The sequence below is a fragment of the Streptomyces sp. NPDC000075 genome (genome assembly GCF_040301925.1).
Classification (GTDB): Bacteria; Actinomycetota; Actinomycetes; order Streptomycetales; family Streptomycetaceae; genus Streptomyces; species Streptomyces polychromogenes.
In genome coordinates, this window is sequence record NZ_JBEPFL010000020.1 from 85,032 (window position 1) to 105,057 (window position 20,026).

General features: G+C 74.0%; 16 protein-coding genes. 6 read left to right on the plus strand and 10 right to left on the minus strand.

Translation table 11 applies throughout. From position 1 onward, the window contains the following. The first annotated feature begins 159 nt into the window (after positions 1-159). Entirely contained in the window at positions 160-3,066 is a 2,907-nt protein-coding gene (locus ABT403_RS23150) for an ATP-binding protein (protein ID WP_344165304.1), read from the plus strand. Between the two features lie 81 nt (positions 3,067-3,147). Here ABT403_RS23150 and nucS read toward each other — a convergent pair whose 3' ends face one another. Further along, positions 3,148-3,819, minus strand: a complete 672-nt coding sequence (gene nucS, locus ABT403_RS23155; protein ID WP_344165307.1) for an endonuclease NucS — start codon at positions 3,817-3,819, stop codon at positions 3,148-3,150. A 220-nt stretch (positions 3,820-4,039) separates the two neighbouring features. Between nucS and ABT403_RS23160 the strand changes: the two genes are divergently transcribed. Next, complete coding sequence (locus ABT403_RS23160) at positions 4,040-4,432, plus strand: SCO5389 family protein (protein ID WP_030235830.1); 393 nt, start codon at positions 4,040-4,042, stop codon at positions 4,430-4,432. Positions 4,433-4,526: 94 nt separating this feature from the next. Here the strand turns inward: ABT403_RS23160 and ABT403_RS23165 are convergent, their stop codons facing one another. Further along, complete coding sequence (locus ABT403_RS23165) at positions 4,527-5,558, minus strand: LLM class flavin-dependent oxidoreductase (protein ID WP_344165312.1); 1,032 nt, start codon at positions 5,556-5,558, stop codon at positions 4,527-4,529. A 251-nt stretch (positions 5,559-5,809) separates the two neighbouring features. Here ABT403_RS23165 and ABT403_RS23170 point away from each other — a divergent pair, with 251 nt between their 5' ends. Further along, entirely contained in the window at positions 5,810-6,136 is a 327-nt protein-coding gene (locus ABT403_RS23170; RefSeq protein ID WP_344165315.1) for an Rv1322 family protein, read from the plus strand. Between the two features lie 19 nt (positions 6,137-6,155). Here the strand turns inward: ABT403_RS23170 and ABT403_RS23175 are convergent, their stop codons facing one another. From ABT403_RS23175 to scy, 6 genes are all read right to left on the minus strand, one after another. After that, on the minus strand, positions 6,156-7,034 hold the full coding sequence (locus ABT403_RS23175) for an ABC transporter permease (RefSeq protein ID WP_344165318.1): 879 nt from the start codon (positions 7,032-7,034) through the stop codon (positions 6,156-6,158). Then, the gene (locus ABT403_RS23180; RefSeq protein WP_344165320.1) at positions 7,031-8,152 is read right to left on the minus strand and encodes an ABC transporter ATP-binding protein; all 1,122 of its coding nucleotides are present in this window, start codon (positions 8,150-8,152) and stop codon (positions 7,031-7,033) included. The genes ABT403_RS23175 and ABT403_RS23180 overlap by 4 nt, the downstream gene beginning before the upstream one ends. 166 nt (positions 8,153-8,318) lie before the next feature. Continuing rightward, complete coding sequence (locus tag ABT403_RS23185; protein WP_344165889.1) at positions 8,319-9,098, minus strand: ABC transporter permease; 780 nt, start codon at positions 9,096-9,098, stop codon at positions 8,319-8,321. 2 nt (positions 9,099-9,100) lie between these two features. After that, positions 9,101-10,027, minus strand: coding sequence for an ABC transporter ATP-binding protein (locus ABT403_RS23190; RefSeq protein WP_344165323.1), 927 nt, complete (start codon positions 10,025-10,027; stop codon positions 9,101-9,103). A 138-nt stretch (positions 10,028-10,165) separates the two neighbouring features. Then, a complete protein-coding gene (locus ABT403_RS23195; RefSeq protein WP_042811317.1) occupies positions 10,166-11,104 on the minus strand; it encodes a coiled-coil domain-containing protein in 939 nt (312 codons plus the stop codon). A gap of 194 nt (positions 11,105-11,298) precedes the next feature. Continuing rightward, the gene (gene scy, locus ABT403_RS23200; protein WP_344165329.1) at positions 11,299-15,987 is read right to left on the minus strand and encodes a polarized growth protein Scy; all 4,689 of its coding nucleotides are present in this window, start codon (positions 15,985-15,987) and stop codon (positions 11,299-11,301) included. Positions 15,988-16,290: 303 nt separating this feature from the next. Here scy and ABT403_RS23205 point away from each other — a divergent pair, with 303 nt between their 5' ends. Next, the gene (locus ABT403_RS23205) at positions 16,291-16,701 is read left to right on the plus strand and encodes a hypothetical protein (RefSeq protein ID WP_344165332.1); all 411 of its coding nucleotides are present in this window, start codon (positions 16,291-16,293) and stop codon (positions 16,699-16,701) included. Here the strand turns inward: ABT403_RS23205 and mce are convergent. Then, positions 16,695-17,138 carry a methylmalonyl-CoA epimerase gene (gene mce / locus ABT403_RS23210; RefSeq protein ID WP_344165335.1) on the minus strand — a complete coding sequence of 148 codons (444 nt, stop codon included), beginning with the start codon at positions 17,136-17,138 and terminating at the stop codon, positions 16,695-16,697. The two genes, ABT403_RS23205 and mce, sit on opposite strands and share 7 nt — an antisense overlap. A 146-nt stretch (positions 17,139-17,284) precedes the next feature. On the opposite strand from mce, the gene ABT403_RS23215 reads away from it, so the two are divergent. Both ABT403_RS23215 and meaB read left to right on the plus strand, forming a co-directional pair. Next, a complete protein-coding gene (locus ABT403_RS23215) occupies positions 17,285-18,487 on the plus strand; it encodes an acetyl-CoA C-acetyltransferase (protein WP_344165338.1) in 1,203 nt (400 codons plus the stop codon). An 11-nt stretch (positions 18,488-18,498) separates the two neighbouring features. Further along, positions 18,499-19,461, plus strand: coding sequence for a methylmalonyl Co-A mutase-associated GTPase MeaB (meaB, locus tag ABT403_RS23220; protein ID WP_344165341.1), 963 nt, complete (start codon positions 18,499-18,501; stop codon positions 19,459-19,461). A gap of 62 nt (positions 19,462-19,523) precedes the next feature. Here meaB and ABT403_RS23225 read toward each other — a convergent pair whose 3' ends face one another. Then, positions 19,524-20,000 carry a MarR family winged helix-turn-helix transcriptional regulator gene (locus tag ABT403_RS23225; protein ID WP_344165891.1) on the minus strand — a complete coding sequence of 159 codons (477 nt, stop codon included), beginning with the start codon at positions 19,998-20,000 and terminating at the stop codon, positions 19,524-19,526. Positions 20,001-20,026: the final 26 nt, after the last annotated feature.

Genomic DNA, 20,026 nt, shown 5'->3' on the forward strand with positions numbered 1-20,026 from the left:
AACGGTCCCGTGGTGGAGGGACCCCTGCGGTACCGGCGCGACCCGGGAGCGTTTAGGGTCGGGCGGAAACCGGACCAGTAGCGACAAGCGGCGCGAGCGAGGCCGGGCGGCAGGGAAGACGGCGACGGAGCGCGCGACGTGAGGCGGGGAGACTTGGTCATGGACGGTACACAGGGGCAGCCCGGGAAGGGCCGTCGGCCCGAGACCGAGACCGGGGCCGGGACCGCGTCGGGCGGGACCGCGTCGGGCGGGCGGCCCTCCGCAGCCGCCCGCCCGGGCGCCGGCGGCCCGGCCGTCGGCGGCCCCGGTGTCGGCACGCCGGTCGGCCCGCCGGCCGAGGGCACGCCCGCGTCCGGTACGCCCGTGGTGCGTACGCCCGCGTCCGGTACGCCCGTGGTGCGTACGCCCGCGTCCGGTACGCCCGCCGGGACTCCGGCCGCCGGCACCCCCGTCATCGGCACGGCCGACGGCACCCCCGCCGCCGGTACCCCCGTCGTCGGGGTGCCGCCCCTGCCCGCCGGGCCCGCGCGGGTCGTGACGCTGACGGCCGGGGAGTTCACCCTCACCGTCAACCCCGTCGACGGCAGCGAGATCGAGCCCCACCGGCCCGGCGCCGGACCCGATCCGGCCCGCCGCCCCGCCAAGCGCGACGCCGCCTCCCGGGCCGCCCGTGACGCCGCCGCGCGGCCCCCCGCACCGTCCGGGCCGCCCGTCCGCGTCCGGCCGCTGCTGGAGCGCGCCGAGGAGCAGGAGCGGCTCGTACGGCTGTTGCAGCGCGGCCGCTCCGTACGCCTCACCGGGCCCGCCGGATCCGGCCGCACCGCCCTGCTCGACGCCGTCGCCCGGGAGTGCGCGGACCTCGCCCCCGACGGCGTGGTGCGGCTCAGCGGGTACGGCCACCAGCAGCCGGCCGAGCTGCTGCACGCCCTCTACGCCGCCGTGTACGACACCGCCGGCGTGCGCCCCGACCGGACGGCGCTGCTCGCGCGCGTCCGCGAGATCGGCGCCATCGTGCTCCTCGACGACCTGGAGCTGGGCGGCCCCGCGCTGGACGAACTGCTGCGGGCCACCCCCGAGTGCGCCTACCTGCTGGCCGCCACTCCCGACGCCAAGGCCCCCTCGGACGAGTCGCACCTGGAGGAGGTCTTCCTCGGCGGTCTCGGCCGCGCCGGCTGCACGGAGCTGCTGGAGACGCTCACCGGGCGGCCCCTGACCGAGGCGGAGACGGCCTGGGCCGGGGACCTGCGCTTCGCCTCCGAGGGGCTGCCGCTGCGCTTCGTCCAGGCGGCCGCCCTGCTGAGGCAGCGCGACGCGCTGAACGGGACCCCCGCCGGGGACGAGGACGAGGAGCCCGGAGTCTTCGACGAGCGCCCGCGCGACCCCGCCCCGGTCCCGCTGCCCACCCTGGCCCAGGCCGCCGCCCCCGCCGAACTGCTGGCCTCCCGGGTCAGCGAGTCGGCCCGGGCGGCCCTGCGGACGGCCTGTGCGCTCGGCGGGGAACTCCCGCACCCCGCGCACCTGCCCGCGCTGGTCGGCGACCACCACGCGGACGGGGCCGTCGCCGAACTCCTCGACTGCGGGCTGATCACCCCCGTCGGGTCGCGCCACCGGCTCGCCGAGGGCGTCGCGCGGCAGCTGGAGGAGGCCGGGTACGGGGGCGCCGGCGCCGAGGAGGCCCGCACCGCCGCCCGGCACTACGCCTGGTGGACCGGGCACGCCTCGGTGACCCCGGAACGGGTCGCGGCCGAGGCCGACGCGGTGCTCGCCGCGCTGGCCGGGGCCGATGTGGTGGCCGCCGTACTCCTGGCCCGGACGGCGGCCCCGGCCTTCGCGGCCTCGCTGCACTGGGACGCGTGGGAGCGGGTGCTGCGCGCGGGCGCGGAGGCCGCGCGGAAGGCCGGGGAGGTCGCCGAGCAGGCGTACTTCCACCACGAACTCGGCGTCCTCGCCCTGTGCGAGGGGCGCCTGGACCGGGCGCGGGCCGAGCTGGAGGCCTCGATCGGGCTGCGCGGCGCGCTCGCGGACAAGCGCGGGACGGTCGCCGGGCGGCGGGCGCTCGCACTGGTCACCGACCGGGAGACGCTGGGGGCCGCGGCCTCCCCGCCGCTGCGCCTGGAGGCGCCCCCGGCCCCGGCCGCGACGGCCCCGCAGCCGGCCGTTCCCCTGACGAAGGCCCCCGCCGCGAAGGCACCGGCGAAGGCCCCCGCGACCGGCTCCGCGACGGGCTCCGCCACGGCCGTGACGACGCCCCTGGCGAAGACCCCGGCGGCCGCCGCGCCCACCGCCCGTCCCGAGAAGCTCGTCAAGCCCGCCCAGCCCGCCCAGGCCGCCGCTCAGGCCGCTCCGGCCGGGCCCGGGAAGACGGGCCCCGCCGCCCGGCCCGGGCAGGCGGCTGTCCCCGCGCCCGGCTCGGAGGCCGTGACCCAGGTCAACCCGGTGATCCGGCGGGCCCAGCTGCCGCCCCCGGAGACCCCCGAGAACCTCTCGGCGGTCTTCGGGAACTCCTTCCCGCCGCCCGCGCCCGCCCGGCCCGCACCCCCGCGCCTCACCGGCCCGCGCCCGGCCCCGCCCGGCACGGCCCGGCGGCGCCGGACGGCGCTGCTCGGGGCGGCCGGGGTGCTCACCGTGGCGGCGCTCGGCACGGTCATCGGGCTGGCGCTGGCCTCGGACGGCCCGGAGGACACCCAGTCCCCCTCGGTGTCGTCGAGCCCCTCGGCGCAGACGTCCCCGCACGTCCCGCAGGTACCCGGAACCGGCGGCGCCGACCCGGCGACGGAACCGGCCCCGCCGACGGCACCCGGCCCGTCGGCCACCCCGACCCCGGGCCACGGCGGGACCCCGTCCCCGGGCGGCACCCCGACCGGGACGGGCTCCCCGCAGCCCCCGGCGACGCCGACCCCGACGCCCACCCCGACGCCGACCCCCACCCCCACGCCGACCCCCACCCCGACGCCCACGCCCACGCCGACCCCCAAGCCGACGCCGACCCCGACCGCCGACTCCTCCGCGACGGCCTCGGGACCGACGACGGGGTCCTCCCCGGCCTCCTCGACCACCCCCGGCTGAGCCGGGCCGGGCACCGCGCACGCGTGAAGGCCCCCCGAGCGGAGCTCGGGGGGCCTTCGGGTCCGCGGAACGGGCCGGACGTCAGAACAGGCGCAGCTTGTCGTCCTCGATGCCGCGCAGGGCGTCGTAGTCCAGGACCACGCAGTCCATACCCCGGTCATTGGCCAGAACCCGCGCCTGCGGCTTGATCTCCTGCGCCGCGAAGACACCGCGCACCGGCGCCAGGTGCGGGTCGCGGTTGAGCAGCTCCAGGTACCGGGTCAGCTGCTCGACGCCGTCGATCTCCCCGCGCCGCTTGATCTCCACCGCCACCGTCGCGCCCGACGCGTCCCGGCACAGGATGTCCACCGGGCCGATCGCCGTCATGTACTCGCGGCGGATGAGGGAGTAGCCCTCGCCCAGCGTCTCGATGCGGTCGGCCAGCAGTTCCTGGAGGTGCGCCTCGACACCGTCCTTGATGAGGCCCGGGTCGGTGCCCAGCTCGTGGGAGGAGTCGTGGAGGACCTCCTCCATCGTGATGATGAGCTTCTCGCCCGCCTTGTTGACGACGGTCCAGACGTTCGCGTCGTCCCCGCTCCCCTCCTTGAGGGTGCACGGAGGCGACATCCAGTTGAGCGGTTTGTACGCCCGGTCGTCCGCGTGGATCGAGACACTGCCGTCGGCCTTCACGAGGATCAGACGGGGTGCCGAGGGCAGATGGGCGGTGAGCCGGCCCGCGTAGTCGACGGAGCAGCGGGCAATGACGAGACGCATGGTCGGCAACGCTACTCGACCGACGGGCCTTCACGCGATTCGCCCCTGAAAGCCCCGTTCGCCGATGGCGCGTTGTATGCGCATTCTCCTGGTGCGCCACCCGGTGGGCGCCTACCGTGGTGAGCGGGAGGTTGCCGAGCGTGCACACTGCGTCGCGGCCTCCTTCCCTGCCCGTAGGACTCCGGCGACCCAGAACGCCGGGGTCACGAGAGGAGAACCCATGTCGCTCGACGTCTCACCGGCCCTACTCGAACAGGCCGAGCGAGGCGAGGTCGACGAAGCCGCCTTCGTCGACTGCGTCCGGACCTCCCTGCCTTACGCATGGGAGATGATCAGCTCGTTGACGGCCCAGCTGGAGGTTGAGGGCGGAGAATTCGCCGACAACCAGACGCCGCCGCCGGACGAGCAGGCGCGCGGCCAGCTGCTGCGCGCGCTCGCGAGTGACGCGATACGGGGTGCGCTGCAGCGGCACTTCGGGGTGCGCCTGGCCTTCCAGAACTGCCACCGCGTAGCCGTGTTCCCGCTGGATCCGTCGGTGGACGACCGGCTGGCCAAGTTCACCTCGATCCGCGGCCAGCTGCTCAACCAGTCGCCCGAACTGCGCGACTGCTAGCAGCACCGGAACTCCGCTGCCGCTCCGTGTCGTGGGAGGTGCGAGGACACAGGGGCGGCAGCACAGGCCGTGCGGCGCCGGGGCCACGGCCGGGTCAGGACAGCAGGGGCAGGACCTCCGCGCCGAGGCGCCGGACGTTCTCCTCCGTCGCGGCGAGGTCGCCGGAGCCCTCCGTCAGCAGCGCGAAGCGGGTGATGCCCGTGCGCCGCGAGGTGGCCGCCAGCCGGTCCGCCGCCAGCTCCGGCGTACCGACCGGGTGCAGGTCGCACAGCAGCTCCGTGTAGTCGTGCGGGTCGCGCATCGCGCGCTGCCGGCCGTCCACCGTCACGTGCGCGTCGAGGCCCTGCCGCAGCCAGCCCGGCATCGCCTTCAGCAGGGTCTCGCGGGCGTCCGCCGTACGGTCCGCCAGCTGGCACACCCCCGCCGAGACGTGGCCCGCCGCCCGGACGGCCCCGGGGTCGTGGCCCGCCGCCAGCGCGGTCTCGCGCCAGAGCGCGACCATCCCCGCCTTGTCCTCGTCCCCGCAGTGCATGCCCAGCAGCATCGGCAGTCCGCGCCGGGCGGCCGTCCGCACCGACGCGGGGGAGGTGCACGCGACGATCACTTCCGGCCCCGTCCCGTCCCCGTCCAGGGCCTCGTCCGGGCGCGGTACGACGGCCACCTCGCGGAAGCCGTGCCGCTCGCCGGCCGCCGCCACCCGGGGCTCGGACAGCCAGCTCCGCAGCAGGTCGAGATCCTCCGGGAACCCGGTCTCGTACGCCTCCAGACCGCCCCCGAACACCTCCAGGTCCACCCACGGCCCGCCCCGCCCCACCCCGAGGGTGAACCGGCCGCCGGAGGTGACGTGCAGCAGGGCCGCCTGCTCCCCGAGGGCCACCGGATGCGTGTTCGGCAGCACGCTCACCGCCGTGCCCACCCGCAGCCGCCGGGTGCGCCCCAGCAGCAGCGCCGCCAGCGTCACCGCCGACGGGCACACCCCGTACGGGACGAAGTGGTGCTCGGCGAGCCAGACCGAGTCGAGCCCGGCCTCCTCGGCCACCTCGGCGGTCCGCACCGCCCGGTGCAGCGCCTCCCCCTGCCCCTGGCCCGGGAACTGGGCCGCCAGTACAAACGCTCCTACGCGCATCGCCCTTGGCCTCCTCGCGGCTGGCGCGGCCTCCCCCAGGTGGACCGGCTCATTGCTCGTTGACGGCGTCAACGTCTGCTGGCAACAACGTCTGACACGTGCCAAAGGCACGGCCTGACAGGAAAGTTATTGAGATAGTCGGGCCAGTTCCGTTCGCAGGTGCGCCTTCCCCGGACACCCTGCGGGTAACGCGGTTCGCTGCGCGTAGTCTGGAGGAAAGTCACTGTCCGCGGCCCCTTCGTGAGGTATACGTGTCACCGCGCCACAACCGCCCCAGGGGCGGCGAGACCCCGGACGAACGGCCGGGCACCGGCTACGACCGGTACGGGCTGGAGCAGACCGAGGAGTACCTGGGCGAGGACTGGAAGGTCCGGCACGTCGCGGGCGCCAGCGCGGCCGGCAAGCGCTACCGCTGCCCGGGCTGCGACCAGGAGATCCCCTCCGGCACCCCGCACCTGGTGGCCTGGCCCGAGTACGGCGGCGTGGACGACCGGCGGCACTGGCACAAGGCCTGCTGGAACGCGAAGGACCGCCGCACCTCCAAGGTGCAGCGGTCCCGCAACGCGCCGCGCTACTGAGCGCGGGAGCCGGCGGCGCTCAGACGTCCCGGCGGCGGACGACGGCGTACGAGGCGGCCACCGCGCCCGCCGTCACCACGACGAGCAGCATGATCTGGGCCAGGGCGCTGGGCATCGCGGTCCCGGAGATCCCGCCGTCCCGCACCCCGAAGAGCTGGAACAGCCCGACGGGCGCGTTGTAGCGCAGGACCACCAGGCCCAGCCCGTTGGTGGCCGGCCAGGCCGTCAGTATCGCCCCGAGCACCGGGGGCATGGTGACCACGCCGAGCATCACCGCGATGGCGCCCGCCGAGTGCCGCACCAGTGCGCCGACGGCCAGGGAGAGCAGGCCCAGCAGGGTCACGTAGAGGCAGCCGGCCAGCGCGCCTGCCCATTCGGAGAGGCCGTGCGGCCCGGCGGCGGGGCCGCTGTGCAGGATCGACGCCCAGAGGCCGACGAACCCGACGGAGCAGGTGGTGGTGGCGAACGCGACGGTGCCGAAGACCAGGTACTTCGCGGTGAGCACCCGCAGCCGCCCGGGGGCGGCGGTGAAGGTGGTGCGGATCAGGCCCGTGCCGTACTCGGAGGAGATCGTCAGCACGCCGAGCACGATGACGGCGATCTGCCCGACCATCAGCCCGAAGAGCGCGGGCGCCGGGTAGGGGAGGGACTCGTAGTCCCGGGAGGCGGTCTGGACCACGGCGAGCATGCCGACGCCGACGACCAGGGCCACGAGCGAGCCGAGCGTCCACAGGGTGGAGCGCACGGAGGTCAGCTTGGTCCACTCCGAGGCCAGCGCGTGCCCCAGGTGCGGGCGCGGGGTGGGCAGCGGGGAGCTGTAGGGGAGGGTCCCGTCCGGCCCCGGCGCGTTCGGCGGGGTCGCGCTCGCCGTCGGCTTCCCGGCGGGGGTGGTGGTCATCGGGGGTCCTCGGAGGTGTGCTGGGGGGAGGGGGCGAGGTCGGCGGCGCTGCCCGGCATCAGGAAGGGCCGCCGCTCGGCTCCGGGGGGCGGGGGAGCGAAGAAGCCCGCGGCGGTCTCGGCGGGGACGGCGGCCGAGGCCTCGTCCTCCCACTCGGGGACGCTCAGCGGCTCGGGCTCCCACAGCTCGGCGCGCGGGTCGTCGGTGGAGGTGTACTCGACGGAGGCCTGCGTCATCCGCATGTAGGCCTCCTCCAGGGAGGCACGGTGCGGGGACAGCTCCCACAGCCGTACGCCGGCCGCGTGCGCGAGGTCGCTGATCCGCGGGAGGTCGAGCCCGGTGACGCGCAGCGCCCCGTCGGGCTCCTGGAGCACCCGGCCGCCCGCCTTGGTCAGGGCGGCCGCCAGGGTCCCGCGGTCCCGGGGGTCCCCGTCGGCGGCCCGGACCCGCGCGAATCCGGCCGAGTTGTGCGTGATGAAGTCCTGCGTGCTCATGTCGGCCAGCAGCCGGCCCCGGCCGATCACGATCAGGTGGTCGGCGGTCAGCGCCATCTCGCTCATCAGGTGCGAGGAGACGAAGACGGTGCGGCCCTCGGCGGCGAGCTGCCGCATCAGGTTGCGGACCCAGAGGATGCCCTCGGGGTCGAGGCCGTTGACGGGTTCGTCGAAGAGCAGCACCTGGGGGTCGCCGAGGAGGGCGGCCGCGATGCCGAGCCGCTGGCCCATGCCGAGCGAGAAGCCCTTCGTCCGCTGGCGGGCCGCGGCCTGGAGGCCGACCACGCCGAGGACCTCGTCCACCCGCTTCTCGGGGATCCCGGAGAGCTGGGCGATGGACAGCAGGTGCGTACGGGCCCGGCGGCCGCCGTGCACGGCCTTGGCGTCGAGCAGGGCGCCGACGTGCCGCTGGGCGTTCGGCAGCTCCCGGAAGGGGAGGCCGTTGATCGTGACGTGACCGGAGGTGGGCCGGTCCAGTCCGAGGATCATGCGCATGGTGGTCGACTTGCCGGAGCCGTTGGGTCCGAGGAAGCCGGTCACATGACCGGGCTTGACCTGGAAGGACAGCCGGTCGACGGCGGTCTTGGAGCCGAAACGCTTCGTCAGGCCGACTGCCTCGATCACTGTGCTGCCCCTTGTCGGCCCCGGACGGCTCTCGCCCGCTTATGCCTTAAGAGGATATCGAGCCCTGGCCGGTTCCCGCCGGGGCCGGATCCCTGAGCTCTCCCTGAGATCCGGCCCGGGGTTTTCCCGTAGTACGCGGGACGTCCGTCCTGAGGAGGACGCGGGGTCAGGCGTCCCGCTTGCGCAGGACGAGGTAGCCGCCGGCCAGGGCGGCGAGGACCCACAGGACCATGATGCCGAGCCCGCCCCACGGGCCGTAGGGGGCCTGGACCTGGTTCATGGCGTCCGGGACGGTCTCCATGATCTTGGAGCCGGCCTGGTCCGGGAAGTACTGGGCCACCTTCCGGGTCGAGGCGAAGGCGTGGAGGATGTTCGAGATCAGGAAGAAGAACGGCATCAGGATGCCCAGTGCCAGGATCGAGCTGCGCAGGGCGGTGGTGACGCCCATCGAGAACAGCGCGATCAGGGCCATGTAGAGGGCGGCGCCGATCACCGCACGCAGGGCGTGCTCCCGGCCGAGGCCGGTGCCGTGGTCGCCCAGGATCGCCTGGCCGAGGAAGAAGGACAGGAAGCTGGTGGCCAGGCCCACGGCCAGGGCGAGGGCGGCGGCGACCGTGAGCTTGCCGAGCAGGAGGCTGCCGCGGCGCGGCACGGCGGCCAGCGAGGTGCGGATCATGCCCGTGCTGTACTCGGTGCCGACCACCAGGACCCCGAACACGATCATGGCGAGCTGGCCGAGGGACATGCCCGCGAAGCTGATCATGATCGGGTCGAAGGTGAGCCTCTCGGCGGCGTTCATGTCCTTGAACCGGGACGCGGCGAAGGAGCACAGCAGCGCGCCGAGCCCGACCGTGACGACCAGGGCCGAGGCCAGGGTCCAGGTGGTCGAGGCCACGGTGCGGATCTTCGTCCACTCGGACCGGAGGACGGCGGGGAAGGAGGACACGGTCACGCACCGCCCTCTCGCCGGGCGTGGGCGTGGTACTCGACGGAATCCGCCGTCATGCGCATGAACGCTTCCTCCAGTGACGCCCGCTGCGGGCTGAGTTCGTGCAGCACGATCTGGTGCCGGGCGGCGAGTTCGCCGAGCCGCTCGCTCGGGACGCCGTCGATTTCCAGGGCCCCGGTGGCGGGGACGCTGACGGCGGCGATGCCGGCCTCGTGCAGGACGTCCTTGAGGCGTTCGTGCTGAGGGGAGCGCAGCCGTACGTAACTGCGGGAGTTCTGCTGGATGAAATCCGCCATCGGCAAGTCGGCGAGGAGCTTTCCCTGTCCGATCACCACCAAATGGTCTGCGGTCACCGCCATTTCGCTCATCAGATGAGAGGAGACGAAGATCGTCCTCCCCTCTGATGCCAGACCTTTCATCAGATTGCGGATCCAGAGAATTCCCTCGGGGTCCAGACCATTGACGGGTTCGTCGAACATGAGGATCTCCGGATCGCCCAGCAGGGCAGCGGCGATTCCCAGCCGTTGGCCCATTCCGAGCGAAAATCCTTTCGACTTCTTCCGCGCCACGGGCGTCAGCCCGACCAGGTCCAGCACCTCGTCCACCCGGCTCTTCGGGATCCGGTTCGCCTGGGCGAGGCAGAGCAGGTTGTTGTAGGCGCTGCGGCCGCCGTGCATGGCCTTGGCGTCCAGCAGCGCGCCGATGTGCTTCAGCGGTTCCTTTAGGTCCCGGTAGTGCTTCCCGTCGATCCGGACCGTGCCGCCGGTCGGAGCGTCGAGGTCCAGCATCATGCGCATGGTGGTCGACTTGCCCGCCCCGTTCGGGCCGAGGAAGCCGGTCACCGCCCCCGGTTTGACCTGGAAGCTGAGGTTGTCCACGGCGGTCTTCGCGCCGAATCGTTTGGTGAGGCCCTCTAGCTCGATCATGCGGCCACGCTAGAACGCCGAAGGGCCGTACGCCACCTCGAAAAGGTGATGTACGGCCCTGGATGCCCGATTTCGGCTACCGGCAAGTAGGTCCGCGTGCGTACGGGGGTGTATCCGCACGCGGGCGTACGGGAGTTGCTAGCGGCTCTGCTGGGCCGGGACACCGCGGGTGACCGGCTCGTCGTCGATCGGGGAGCCGGCTGCGGCCACGGCCGCACCGGTCAGCGTCGCCAGCATCTCGCGGACGTTGGTCAGCTGGGCGTTGATGGAGTCGCGGCGGTTGGTGAGCGCCGCCAGCTCGCGCTCGGACTCGCTGCGGATGCGGTCGGCCTTGGCGTTGGCGTCGGCGACGATGTCCTCGGCCTGGCGCTGCGCGGTCTCCACCGTCTGGCGGGCGCGGCGCTCGGCGTCCGTACGGAGCTTCTCGGCCTCCAGGCGCAGCTGCTCGGCGCGGTGCTCGATCTCCGCGAGGCGCTTCTCGGCCTTCTGCTGACGCGAGGCCAGGTCGCGCTCCGACTGCTCGCGACGCTTGGCCAGGTTGGTCTCGAAGTCCGCGGCGGCCTGGGCGGCCTTGGCGCGGGTCTCCTCGAAGAGGGCGTCGGCCTCCTCGCGCTTGGAGGCCGCGTCCTTCTGGGCCTCGGCGCGCAGGGTGGCGGCGTCGCCCTTGGCCTTCTCGACGATGCGGACGCCCTCGTCCTCCGCCTTCGACTTCCGGTCCGCGGCGAACGACTCGGCGTCGTTGCGCACCTGCTGCGCGGCGGACTCGGCCAGCTCACGGTGCTGCTCGGCCGCGCGACGGGCCTCCTCGCGCAGGTCCTTCGCCTCCTCCTCGGCCAGCCGCAGGATCTTCTCGACCCGGGCGCCGAGCCCGGCGTACGACGGCTCCGCGTCGCTCACCTGGGCCTGGGCGTTCTGCGTTTCGAGGTGCAGCTCCTCGATCCGCTTTTCCAGAGAGTTGATACGTCCTAGGGCGCTGTCGCGGTCGGAGACCAGCTTGGTAATGCGGTCGTCCACCTGACCGCGGTCGTAACCACGCCGCACGAGCTCGAAGCCGAAGGGGGAGGAAGTGTCGCTCATGGGGTTCCTGTCGAATGAGACCGATGAGGTGCTACGTGAGGTGTTGAGGGGAATCCTAGGCGCCCGGGCGGCGTGTCATCGAGTCAATCCGCGTTTGCCCTGGACAATGACACCCCTTTTGAGTGGCAAGGCGACGGAATGATTGTCACTCCTTCGACTGAACCTCCCTCAGAAGCACACATCCTGCGTTCTGACTACCCCTCCGACGCCTTGCCACCCGAACGAGTGGACCCCGCTGATGCGCCGGCCTTCACGCCCCCCGCGCCCTGGCCGCCCAAAGCGGGCTTTCCGCCACCCGAAGGTGCCTCGAATGATTCCAACGCCTCAAGAACGTCCTGGACACGGGAGATCTCCGCCTGAATGTCCTCGCGCCTGCGCACCAGGACCTCCAGCTCGCGCCGGCCCTCGTCCACGATCCGCTCGGCCTCCGCCCGCGCCTCCGCGAGCGCCTTCTCGGCCTGCCGCGACAGCTCCGCCTTCTTCGTCTCGGCCTCCTTGAGCAGCGTCTCGGCCTTGCGCACGGCCGCGATGCGCACCTTGCTCGCCTCGCTGCTCGCGTCCGACACCAGCTCCTTGGCCTTCGCCTCCGCCTCGGCGCTCTGCTCGGTCGCCGCACGGACCAGCTTGTCCACGCGCTCACCGGCCGACTTCATCTGCTCCGCCGACTCCCGGCGGGCACGCTCGTGCAGCTCCTCGACCTCGGACTCGACGCGCGCACGCAGCTCCTCCGCGCGCTCCCTTATGGCGGCGGCGTCGCTGCGCGCCCCGACCAGCAGCTCGTCGGCGTCCGTACGGGCCTTCTCCACCAGGGTGTTGCCCTCGACGGTCGCCTCCGAGGTGATCCGCGCGGCCTCCTTGCGCGCCGCGTCCACCATCGCGTCGGCCTGCTCCTCGGCGGCCGTGGTGGCGGCCAGCGCCTGCCGGCCCGCGTCCGCGGTCAGCTTGTCGGCCTCCGCCGCCGCTTCCGTGATGAGCCGGTCCACCTGCTCCGCGGCCTCGCGGCGCCGCTTGTTGGCCTCCTCGCGCGCCTCGTCCAGCGTCCGCTCGGACTCCTCGCGGGCCTCCGTACGGGTACGGTCCGCCTCGGTCGCCGCCTCCGCCTTGACCCGCTCCGCCTCGGAACGGGTCCGCGTCGCGTGCTCCTGCGCCGAGGACAGCGCCTCGGCCGCCTCCGCGCGCAGCCGCTCGGCCTCGGCCGCCGCCTCGCCGACCGTGCGCTCGTTGTCCTTGCGGGTCTGCTCGGTGAGCTTCTCCGACTCCGAGACCGCCTCGGTGATGAGCCGGTCCGCCTGCTCGGCGGCGTCCGTACGCAGCCGGTTGCCCTCCGCGCGGGCCTCGTCCAGGGTCTGCTCGGCCTCGCGCTCGGCGCTCGCCAGGGTCTCGTTCGCCGCGGCCGTGACGCGCTCCGCCTCCGCGGTGGCCTCGCCGATGATCCGGCCGCCCTCCGCGCGGGCCTCGTCCAGCGTCCGCGCGGCGTCGGCGCGCAGCCGCTCCGCCTCCGCCGCGGCCTCGCCGACCGTCAGCTCGTTGGCCGCGCGGGTCTCCTCGACGAGCCGGTCGCCCTCGGCCCGCGCGTCGACCAGGATCCGTGCCGAATCCCGCTCGGCCGCGGCCAGCGTCGCCGCCGCCTGCGCCGTCAGCTTCTCCGCCTCGGCGGCCGCCTCGGTGATCAGCCGGTCGGCCTGCTCGGCCGCCTCGGTCCGCAGCCGGTTCGCCTCGGCGCGCGCCTCGTCCAGCGTGGCCGCCGCCTCGGCGCGGGCGGCCTCCGCCGCCTCCCGGGCCTCCGTCGTGAGGCGCTCGGCCTCCGCGGTGGCCTCTCCGACGGTCAGCTCGTTGGCCGCGCGGGTCTCCTCCGTCAGCCGCTCCGCCTCCGCGGTGGCCTCGGTGATGAGCCGGTCGGCCTGCTCGGCCGCCTCGGTCCGCAGCCGGTTGCCCTCCGCGCGCGCCTCGTCCAGGACGGACGCCGCCTCGGCGCGGGTGGCCTCCGCGGCCTGCTCGGCCTCCGCCGTGAGGCGCTCGGCCTCCGCCGTGGCCTCCGCGACCGTCAGCTCGTTGGCCAGGCGGGTCTCCTCGGTGACCCGCTCCGCCTCCGCCGTCGCCTCGGCCGTGATCCGGGCGCCCTCGGCGCGGGAGGCCTCCAGGGACTCCGCCGCCTCGTTCCGGATCCGGTTGGCGTCGTCCCGGGCGTCCGCCCGCGTCCGCGCCGCGTCGCGCTCGGACGCCGCCAGGGCGTCGGTCGCCTCCGTCCGCACCCGCTGCGCGTACTCGGCCGTGTCGGCGCGCAGCTGCTCGGCCTCGGCGATGGCGTCGCCGACCGTGCGCTCGGCCAGGGCCTTCGCCGCGTCCGTCTCGACCTTGGCCTCGCTGCGGACACGGGCCGCGTCCTCGGCCGCCCGGTCCCGCTCGGCGTGGGCGTCGGCGCGGACCCGGTCCGCCTCCTGCTCCGCCTCGGCGCGGGTGCGCTCCGCCACCACCTCGGCCGCGCTGCGCAGCCCGGCGATCTCCTCCTCGGCCTGCTCGTGCAGCCCAGCCACGGAGTCCCGCACCTGCTGGGCGGTGGCCTCGGCCGCCGCGACCAGCTCCGCCGCGCGGACCTCCGCCTCCTCGGTCAGGCGGGCCGCCTCGGCCTGCGCCTCCTCCGAGCGCCTGCGGGCCTGCGCCAGCAGCTCCTCGCTCTCCTCGCGGGCCTGCGCCCGCTCGTTGCCCGCGTCCGTCCGGGCCGCCGACAGGGTCTCCTCGGCCTCGCGACGGCGCCGGGCGGCCTCCTCCTGGGCGGCGGCCAGCGCCTCCGCGGCCTCCTCGGCGACCCGCTCGGCCGCCGCCTTGGCCTCGGCGCGCAGCCGGTCGGCGGTCTCCTGCGCCTCCGTGCGCACCCGCTCCGACTCGGCCTCCGCCTCGGCGCGCAGCCGGACGGCGACCAGCTCGGCCTCCGCGCGGGCCCGGCCGGCGTCCTGCGCGGCCTCGGCGCGCAGCTGCTCGGCCTCCGCCTCCGCCTGGCCCTGGAGGGTGCGGATCCGCTCCGCCGCCTCGGCGCGCAGCCGGTCGCTCTCCTCGGTGGTCTCCTTGCGGATGTTCTCCGCCGCCAGCCGGGACTCGCGCAGGGTCTGCTCGGCCGACACCAGGCGCGCCTCGGCGTCCGACTGGAGCCGGGCCAGCTCCGCGTCCGCCTCGGCCCGCTTGGCCGCCAGGGCCTGCTCGGTCTCCTCGCGCCGCGCCCGCACCGCCGCGTCCGCCTCGGCGGTGACCGCCGCGGCCTGCTCCTCGGCCTCGGCGCGCAGCCGCTCGGCCTCGGCGCGGGTGCGCTCCAGCGTCTCCTCGGCCTGCCGGCGCAGGGTGGTCGCCCGCTCCACGGCCTCGGCGCGGACCCGCTCGCTCTCGGCGCCCGCGCCGGAGCGCAGCTCGTCGGCGTCGGCCTTGGCCTTGCCCAGGAGCTCCTCGGCGGTCTTGGCCGCCTCCTCGATCTGCTGGACCGCCTCGCGGCGGGCCTCGCCGCGGATCCGCTCGCCCTCGGCGACGGCCTCCGCGCGCAGCTGCTCCGCCTCGCCGCGCAGCCGCCGCGCGTCCTCCTGGAGCTCGACCGTACGGGCCCGGTACTCCTCGGTGTCGTCCTTCGCGGCGCCCTTGAGCTCCGCCGCCGCGTCCGCCGCCTGGGCGCGCAGCCGCTCCGCCTCGGCCTCCGCCTCGCGGCGGATCCGCTCGGCCTCCTCGGAGGCGGCGCGGGTGGTCGCCCGGGCGTCCTCCGAGGCCTTGTTCAGCACGTCCTCGGCGGTACGGGCCGCCTTCGCCAGCTGCGCCGCCATGTCCTCGGCGGCGGCCGTACGGGCCTGCTCGCCGGCCTCGGTGCGCAGCCGCTCCGCCTCCGCGCGGGCGTCGGCCAGCGCGTGCTCGGCCTCGGCCTTGAGGGCCTCGGCCTCCTTGGTGGCCTCGCCGACCAGCCGGGCCACCTGCTCCTTCGCGGTGCGGGTGCGCTGCTCGTTGACCGACTCGGCGGAGGCGAGCTGCCGGGCGGCGCTCTCCTTGGCCTCCGCGAGCAGGGTCTCGGCCTCGGCCCGGGCCGCGCGCAGCGCCCCGTCGGCCTCCTGGACGCGGGCCTCGGCCACCCGGCCGAGGTCCATGGTCTGCTGCCGGGTCTGCTCGGCCTCGGCGGTGGTGGTGGAGCGCAGCCGCTCGGCGTGCTCGGTGGCCTCCTGGGCCTGCGCGGAGGCGGCGGCCAGCAGCCGCTCGGCCTCCTTGCGGGCGCGCAGCAGCGCGGACTCGGCCTCGGCCCGGGCGGCCTCGGCGTCGGCGGCGAGCCGGCGGCGGGCCTCCTCGGCGGTCCGGGCGGCCTCGGCGCGGGCGGCGTTCAGCGCCTGCTCGGCCTCGGCGCGGGACTCCTCCATGAGCCGGCGGGCCTGGGCCTCGGTCCGGGAGCGCAGCTGCTCGGCCCAGGCGACGTTCTCGTTGACGTGCGCCTCGACGGTCTGGCGGCGCTCGTTGAGCTCCTGGTCCAGGCGCTGGCGCCGGTTGACGGCCTCGGCGTGCAGCTCGGCCTGGAGGCGCGCCTGGTGCTCGGCGTGCTCCTGGAGGATGCGCTGGGTCTGCGCCCGGGCGTCGCGCAGCTCGCGCTCGGCGTCCGAACGCATCTGGTCGGCCTGGATCTGGGCGTTGCGCAGCAGCTGCTCCGCCTGGTATCCCATGTCCGCGCCGTCGTAGGCGGGCCGGGAGGCGAGGGCGCGGCGCACCTCGTGCAGCTTGGCCCGCAGCACCTCGACCTGGTAGCCCAGGTCCTCGGCGTGCTGGACTGCCTTCCCGCGCTCCTTCCTCAGCCGCTCCATCTCGGCTTCGAGGCGCGTGAGATGGTCGGCTTCAGCCTGATGGCTCTCCTGGCTTTCGTAGCCGAGCACAGCGCGGTCCCGTCCGTCCCCTGGTCGCAAGCTCACCTCAATTGAGCATCGCTCGCCCGCTGAACGACGCCCCCGGGGAAATGGTGTCAGAAACCGGGGCAGGGGTATCGGGCCCCGCCCCGTCTCCGACCGCACCCCGGCCGAGCCATGGCCACTCTACCGGCCGGGGAATGGGGGCATCAGTGCGCTGAGGCGGGGCCGTCCCCCGTCGGGTGCCGAGACGCCTTGCTCCACGGGCCCGTGATGAATGGATTTGCGGTGTTCGAATGAATCTGTCCGAGGGTGCCGAGTAGCGTCGTCGACGTGAAGCTCGTCGTCGAAGTGAAGTCGTTGCCGACGCCCCTGCAGGCGGAGGCGCTAGAAGCGACCTTGTGCGCCTGCAACACCGCGGCCTCGTGGGTGAGTGGGGTGGCCTTCGACCGCCGGACGTACCGGAACTTCAGCCTCCGGGAGCACGCCTACGCCGAGGTCAAGACCCGCCGCGCAGCATGTGATCAAGAAGACGTGCGACGCGTATGCGACTTTGAGGGCGAACCTGACGGCCGGCCGCTTTGGCAGGCCTGGGTCGAAGCGCCACCGCTTGGCATCGGGCAAGCCCATTGGTTGCGGCGCAGCGGGGCCCAGTCGACGGCCCCGGCCGCCCTTACCGGGCTGGACGCGGACGGCACACCACGGCCAGCGGTGTGCCGTAACGCAAGCGCATCACGTCAGTGATGCGCGGTTGACTGCTCCGGGTTGCCGGTGACCAGTTCGGTGAGGACTCCGTGGCAGTCCTTGGGGTGCAGGAAGGTGATCCGGGAGCCCATCGAACCGATGCGGGGCTGGTCGTAGAGGACCCGGACGCCCTTGGCGCGGATGGCCTCGGCGTCGCCGTCGACGTCCGCCGTGCCGAAGGCGATGTGGTGGACGCCCTCGCCGTTCTTGGCGAGCCACTTGCCCACCGCCGAGTCCTCGCGGGTGGGTTCCAGGAGCTGGAGGTACGAGGCACCGCCGTCGGAGGTCTCGTTGATCTTCAGCATGGCCTCGCGGACGCCCTGTTCCTCGTTGACCTCGGTGTGGAACACCTCGAAGCCGTACGTGGCACGGTAGAACTCGACGGTCTTGTCCAGGTCGAAGCAGGCGATCCCGATGTGGTCGATTCTTGTCAGCATGGGAACAGTGCACCGCCGAGGAGGGTCGTCACGCAACGTGCCAGCGATCACACCGACTGCCCGGTGACGGCGCGGGTACTGCTCAGTACATTCAGGTAAACCCTCGTTCACTCCTCAGCTTCCCCGCTGAAAGGGGATTCGCCCTCATGTCCGAAGCGATCAACACCACCTCCGTGATCGTCGCCGGGGCCCGCACGCCCATGGGGCGGCTGCTCGGCTCGCTGAAGTCCTTCTCGGGTGCCGACCTCGGCGGCTTCGCCATCAAGTCCGCGCTGGAGCGGGCCGGCATCTCCGGCGACCAGGTCCAGTACGTGATCATGGGCCAGGTGCTCCAGGCCGGCGCGGGCCAGATCCCCGCCCGCCAGGCCGCCGTCAAGGCCGGCATCCCGATGAACGTGCCCGCGCTCACCATCAACAAGGTGTGCCTGTCGGGCCTGGACGCCATCGCGCTGGCCGACCAGCTCATCCGCGCGGGCGAGTTCGACGTCGTGGTGGCGGGCGGCCAGGAGTCGATGACCAACGCCCCGCACCTGCTGCCGAAGTCCCGCGAGGGCTACAAGTACGGCGCGATCGAGATGCTCGACGCGATGGCCCACGACGGCCTCACCGACGCCTTCGAGAACATCGCGATGGGCGAGTCCACCGAGAAGCACAACACCCGCCTGGGCATCGAGCGCGCCCCGCAGGACGAGTTCGCCGCCGCCTCGCACCAGCGGGCCGCCGCCGCGCAGAAGAACGGCGTCTTCGAGGCCGAGATCACCCCGGTCGAGATCCCGCAGCGCAAGGGCGACCCGGTGATCTTCGCCGCGGACGAGGGCATCCGCCCGGAGACCACGGTGGAGTCGCTCGGCAAGCTGCGCCCGGCGTTCGCCAAGGACGGCACCATCACCGCCGGCACCTCCTCGCAGATCTCCGACGGCGCCGCCGCCGTGGTCGTGATGAGCAAGGCCAAGGCCGAGGAGCTGGGCCTGGACTGGATCGCCGAGATCGGCGCTCACGGCAACGTGGCCGGCCCGGACAACTCCCTCCAGTCGCAGCCCTCGAACGCGATCCTGCACGCCCTGAAGAAGGAGGGCCTGGAGGTCGCCGACCTGGACCTGATCGAGATCAACGAGGCCTTCGCGGCGGTCGCCGTGCAGTCAATGAAGGACCTCGGCGTGACCCCGGAAAAGGTGAACGTCAACGGTGGCGCCATTGCCCTGGGCCACCCGATCGGCATGTCGGGCGCCCGCGTGGTGCTGCACCTGGCGCTGGAGCTCAAGCGGCGTGGCGGCGGGGTCGGCGCGGCCGCGCTGTGCGGTGGCGGCGGCCAGGGTGACGCCCTCGTGATCCGCGTCCCGAAGGCGTAGGTGCTGCGCTGATGGCGACGGTGGACGTCCCCGCGCTGGTGGCGCAGGCCCGCGAGGGCCGGCCGCGGGCCGTGGCCCGGCTGATCTCGCTGGTCGAGGGGGCGTCCCCGCACCTGCGCGAGGTCATGGCCGCCCTGGCGCCGCTCACGGGCGGCGCGTACGTGGTCGGGCTGACGGGTTCCCCGGGGGTCGGCAAGTCGACCTCGACCTCGGCCCTGGTCACGGCGTACCGCAAGGCCGGCAAGCGGGTCGGCGTGCTCGCGGTGGACCCGTCCTCGCCCTTCTCGGGCGGGGCCCTGCTCGGCGACCGGGTCCGGATGTCGGACCACGCCTCCGACCCGGGGGTCTATATCCGCTCCATGGCCACCCGGGGGCACCTGGGCGGGCTCGCGTGGGCGGCTCCGCAGGCGATCCGCGTCCTGGACGCGGCCGGCTGCGACGTGGTCCTGGTCGAGACGGTCGGCGTCGGGCAGTCGGAGGTGGAGATCGCCTCGCAGGCCGACACCTCGGTGGTGCTGCTCGCGCCCGGGATGGGCGACGGGATCCAGGCCGCGAAGGCCGGGATCCTGGAGATCGGCGACGTGTACGTGGTGAACAAGGCCGACCGGGACGGCGCGGACGCGACCGCCCGGGAGCTGAACCACATGCTGGGCCTGGGCGAGTCCCGGGGCCCCGGCGACTGGCGCCCGCCGATCGTCAAGACGGTCGCGGCCCGGGCGCAGGGCATCGACGAGCTGGTCGAGCAGCTGGAGAAGCACCGGGCGTGGATGGACGAGCGGGGGGTGCTCGCCGAGCGGCGCACGGCGCGGGCCGCGCGGGAGGTGGAGACCATCGCGATCACCGCGCTGCGGAGCCGGCTGGCGGACCTGCACGGGGACGCGCACCTGGGGGCGCTGGCCGGGCGGGTCGCCGCCGGTGAGCTGGACCCGTACGCGGCCGCCGACGCGCTGCTGGACAGCCTGACCGAGGGCTGAGCCGGGCGGAAGACACCGGAGGGGCGGGGGGTGCGTTCCCCCGCCCCTCCGGCGTGTGTGCGCTAGATCTTGCCGCGGTTGCCGCGCAGGTGTTCCGCGACGGGGGCCAGGGAGCTGCGCAGGGCCTGGAGGGCCTCCGGGGGGAGCAGGTCGATGAAGTGCTCCCGGACGGACGCCACGTGGTGCGGGGCGACCTTGCGCATGGTCTCCATGCCCTCGTCGGTGAGGACGGCGTACAGGCCGCGCCGGTCGGACTCGCAGTTGACCCGGCGGACCAGGCCCGAGGTCTCCATGCGGGTGATCTGGTGGGACAGCCGGCTCTTGGACTGGAGGGTCGCGGTGGCCAGGTCGCTCATGCGCATCCGGTGGCCCTCCGACTCCGAGAGGTTCACCAGGATCTCGTAGTCGTTGTTGGTGAGTCCGAAGGGCTGGAGATCCTTTTCCAGCTGGTGCGCCAGCAGTCTGCTGACGTCCAGGTGGGTGCGCCAGGCGCACTGTTCGGCTTCGGTGAGCCAGCGGGTGGCCGTCTCGGTCTCCATCGTCTCCATGAAAGAACTCTACCTAA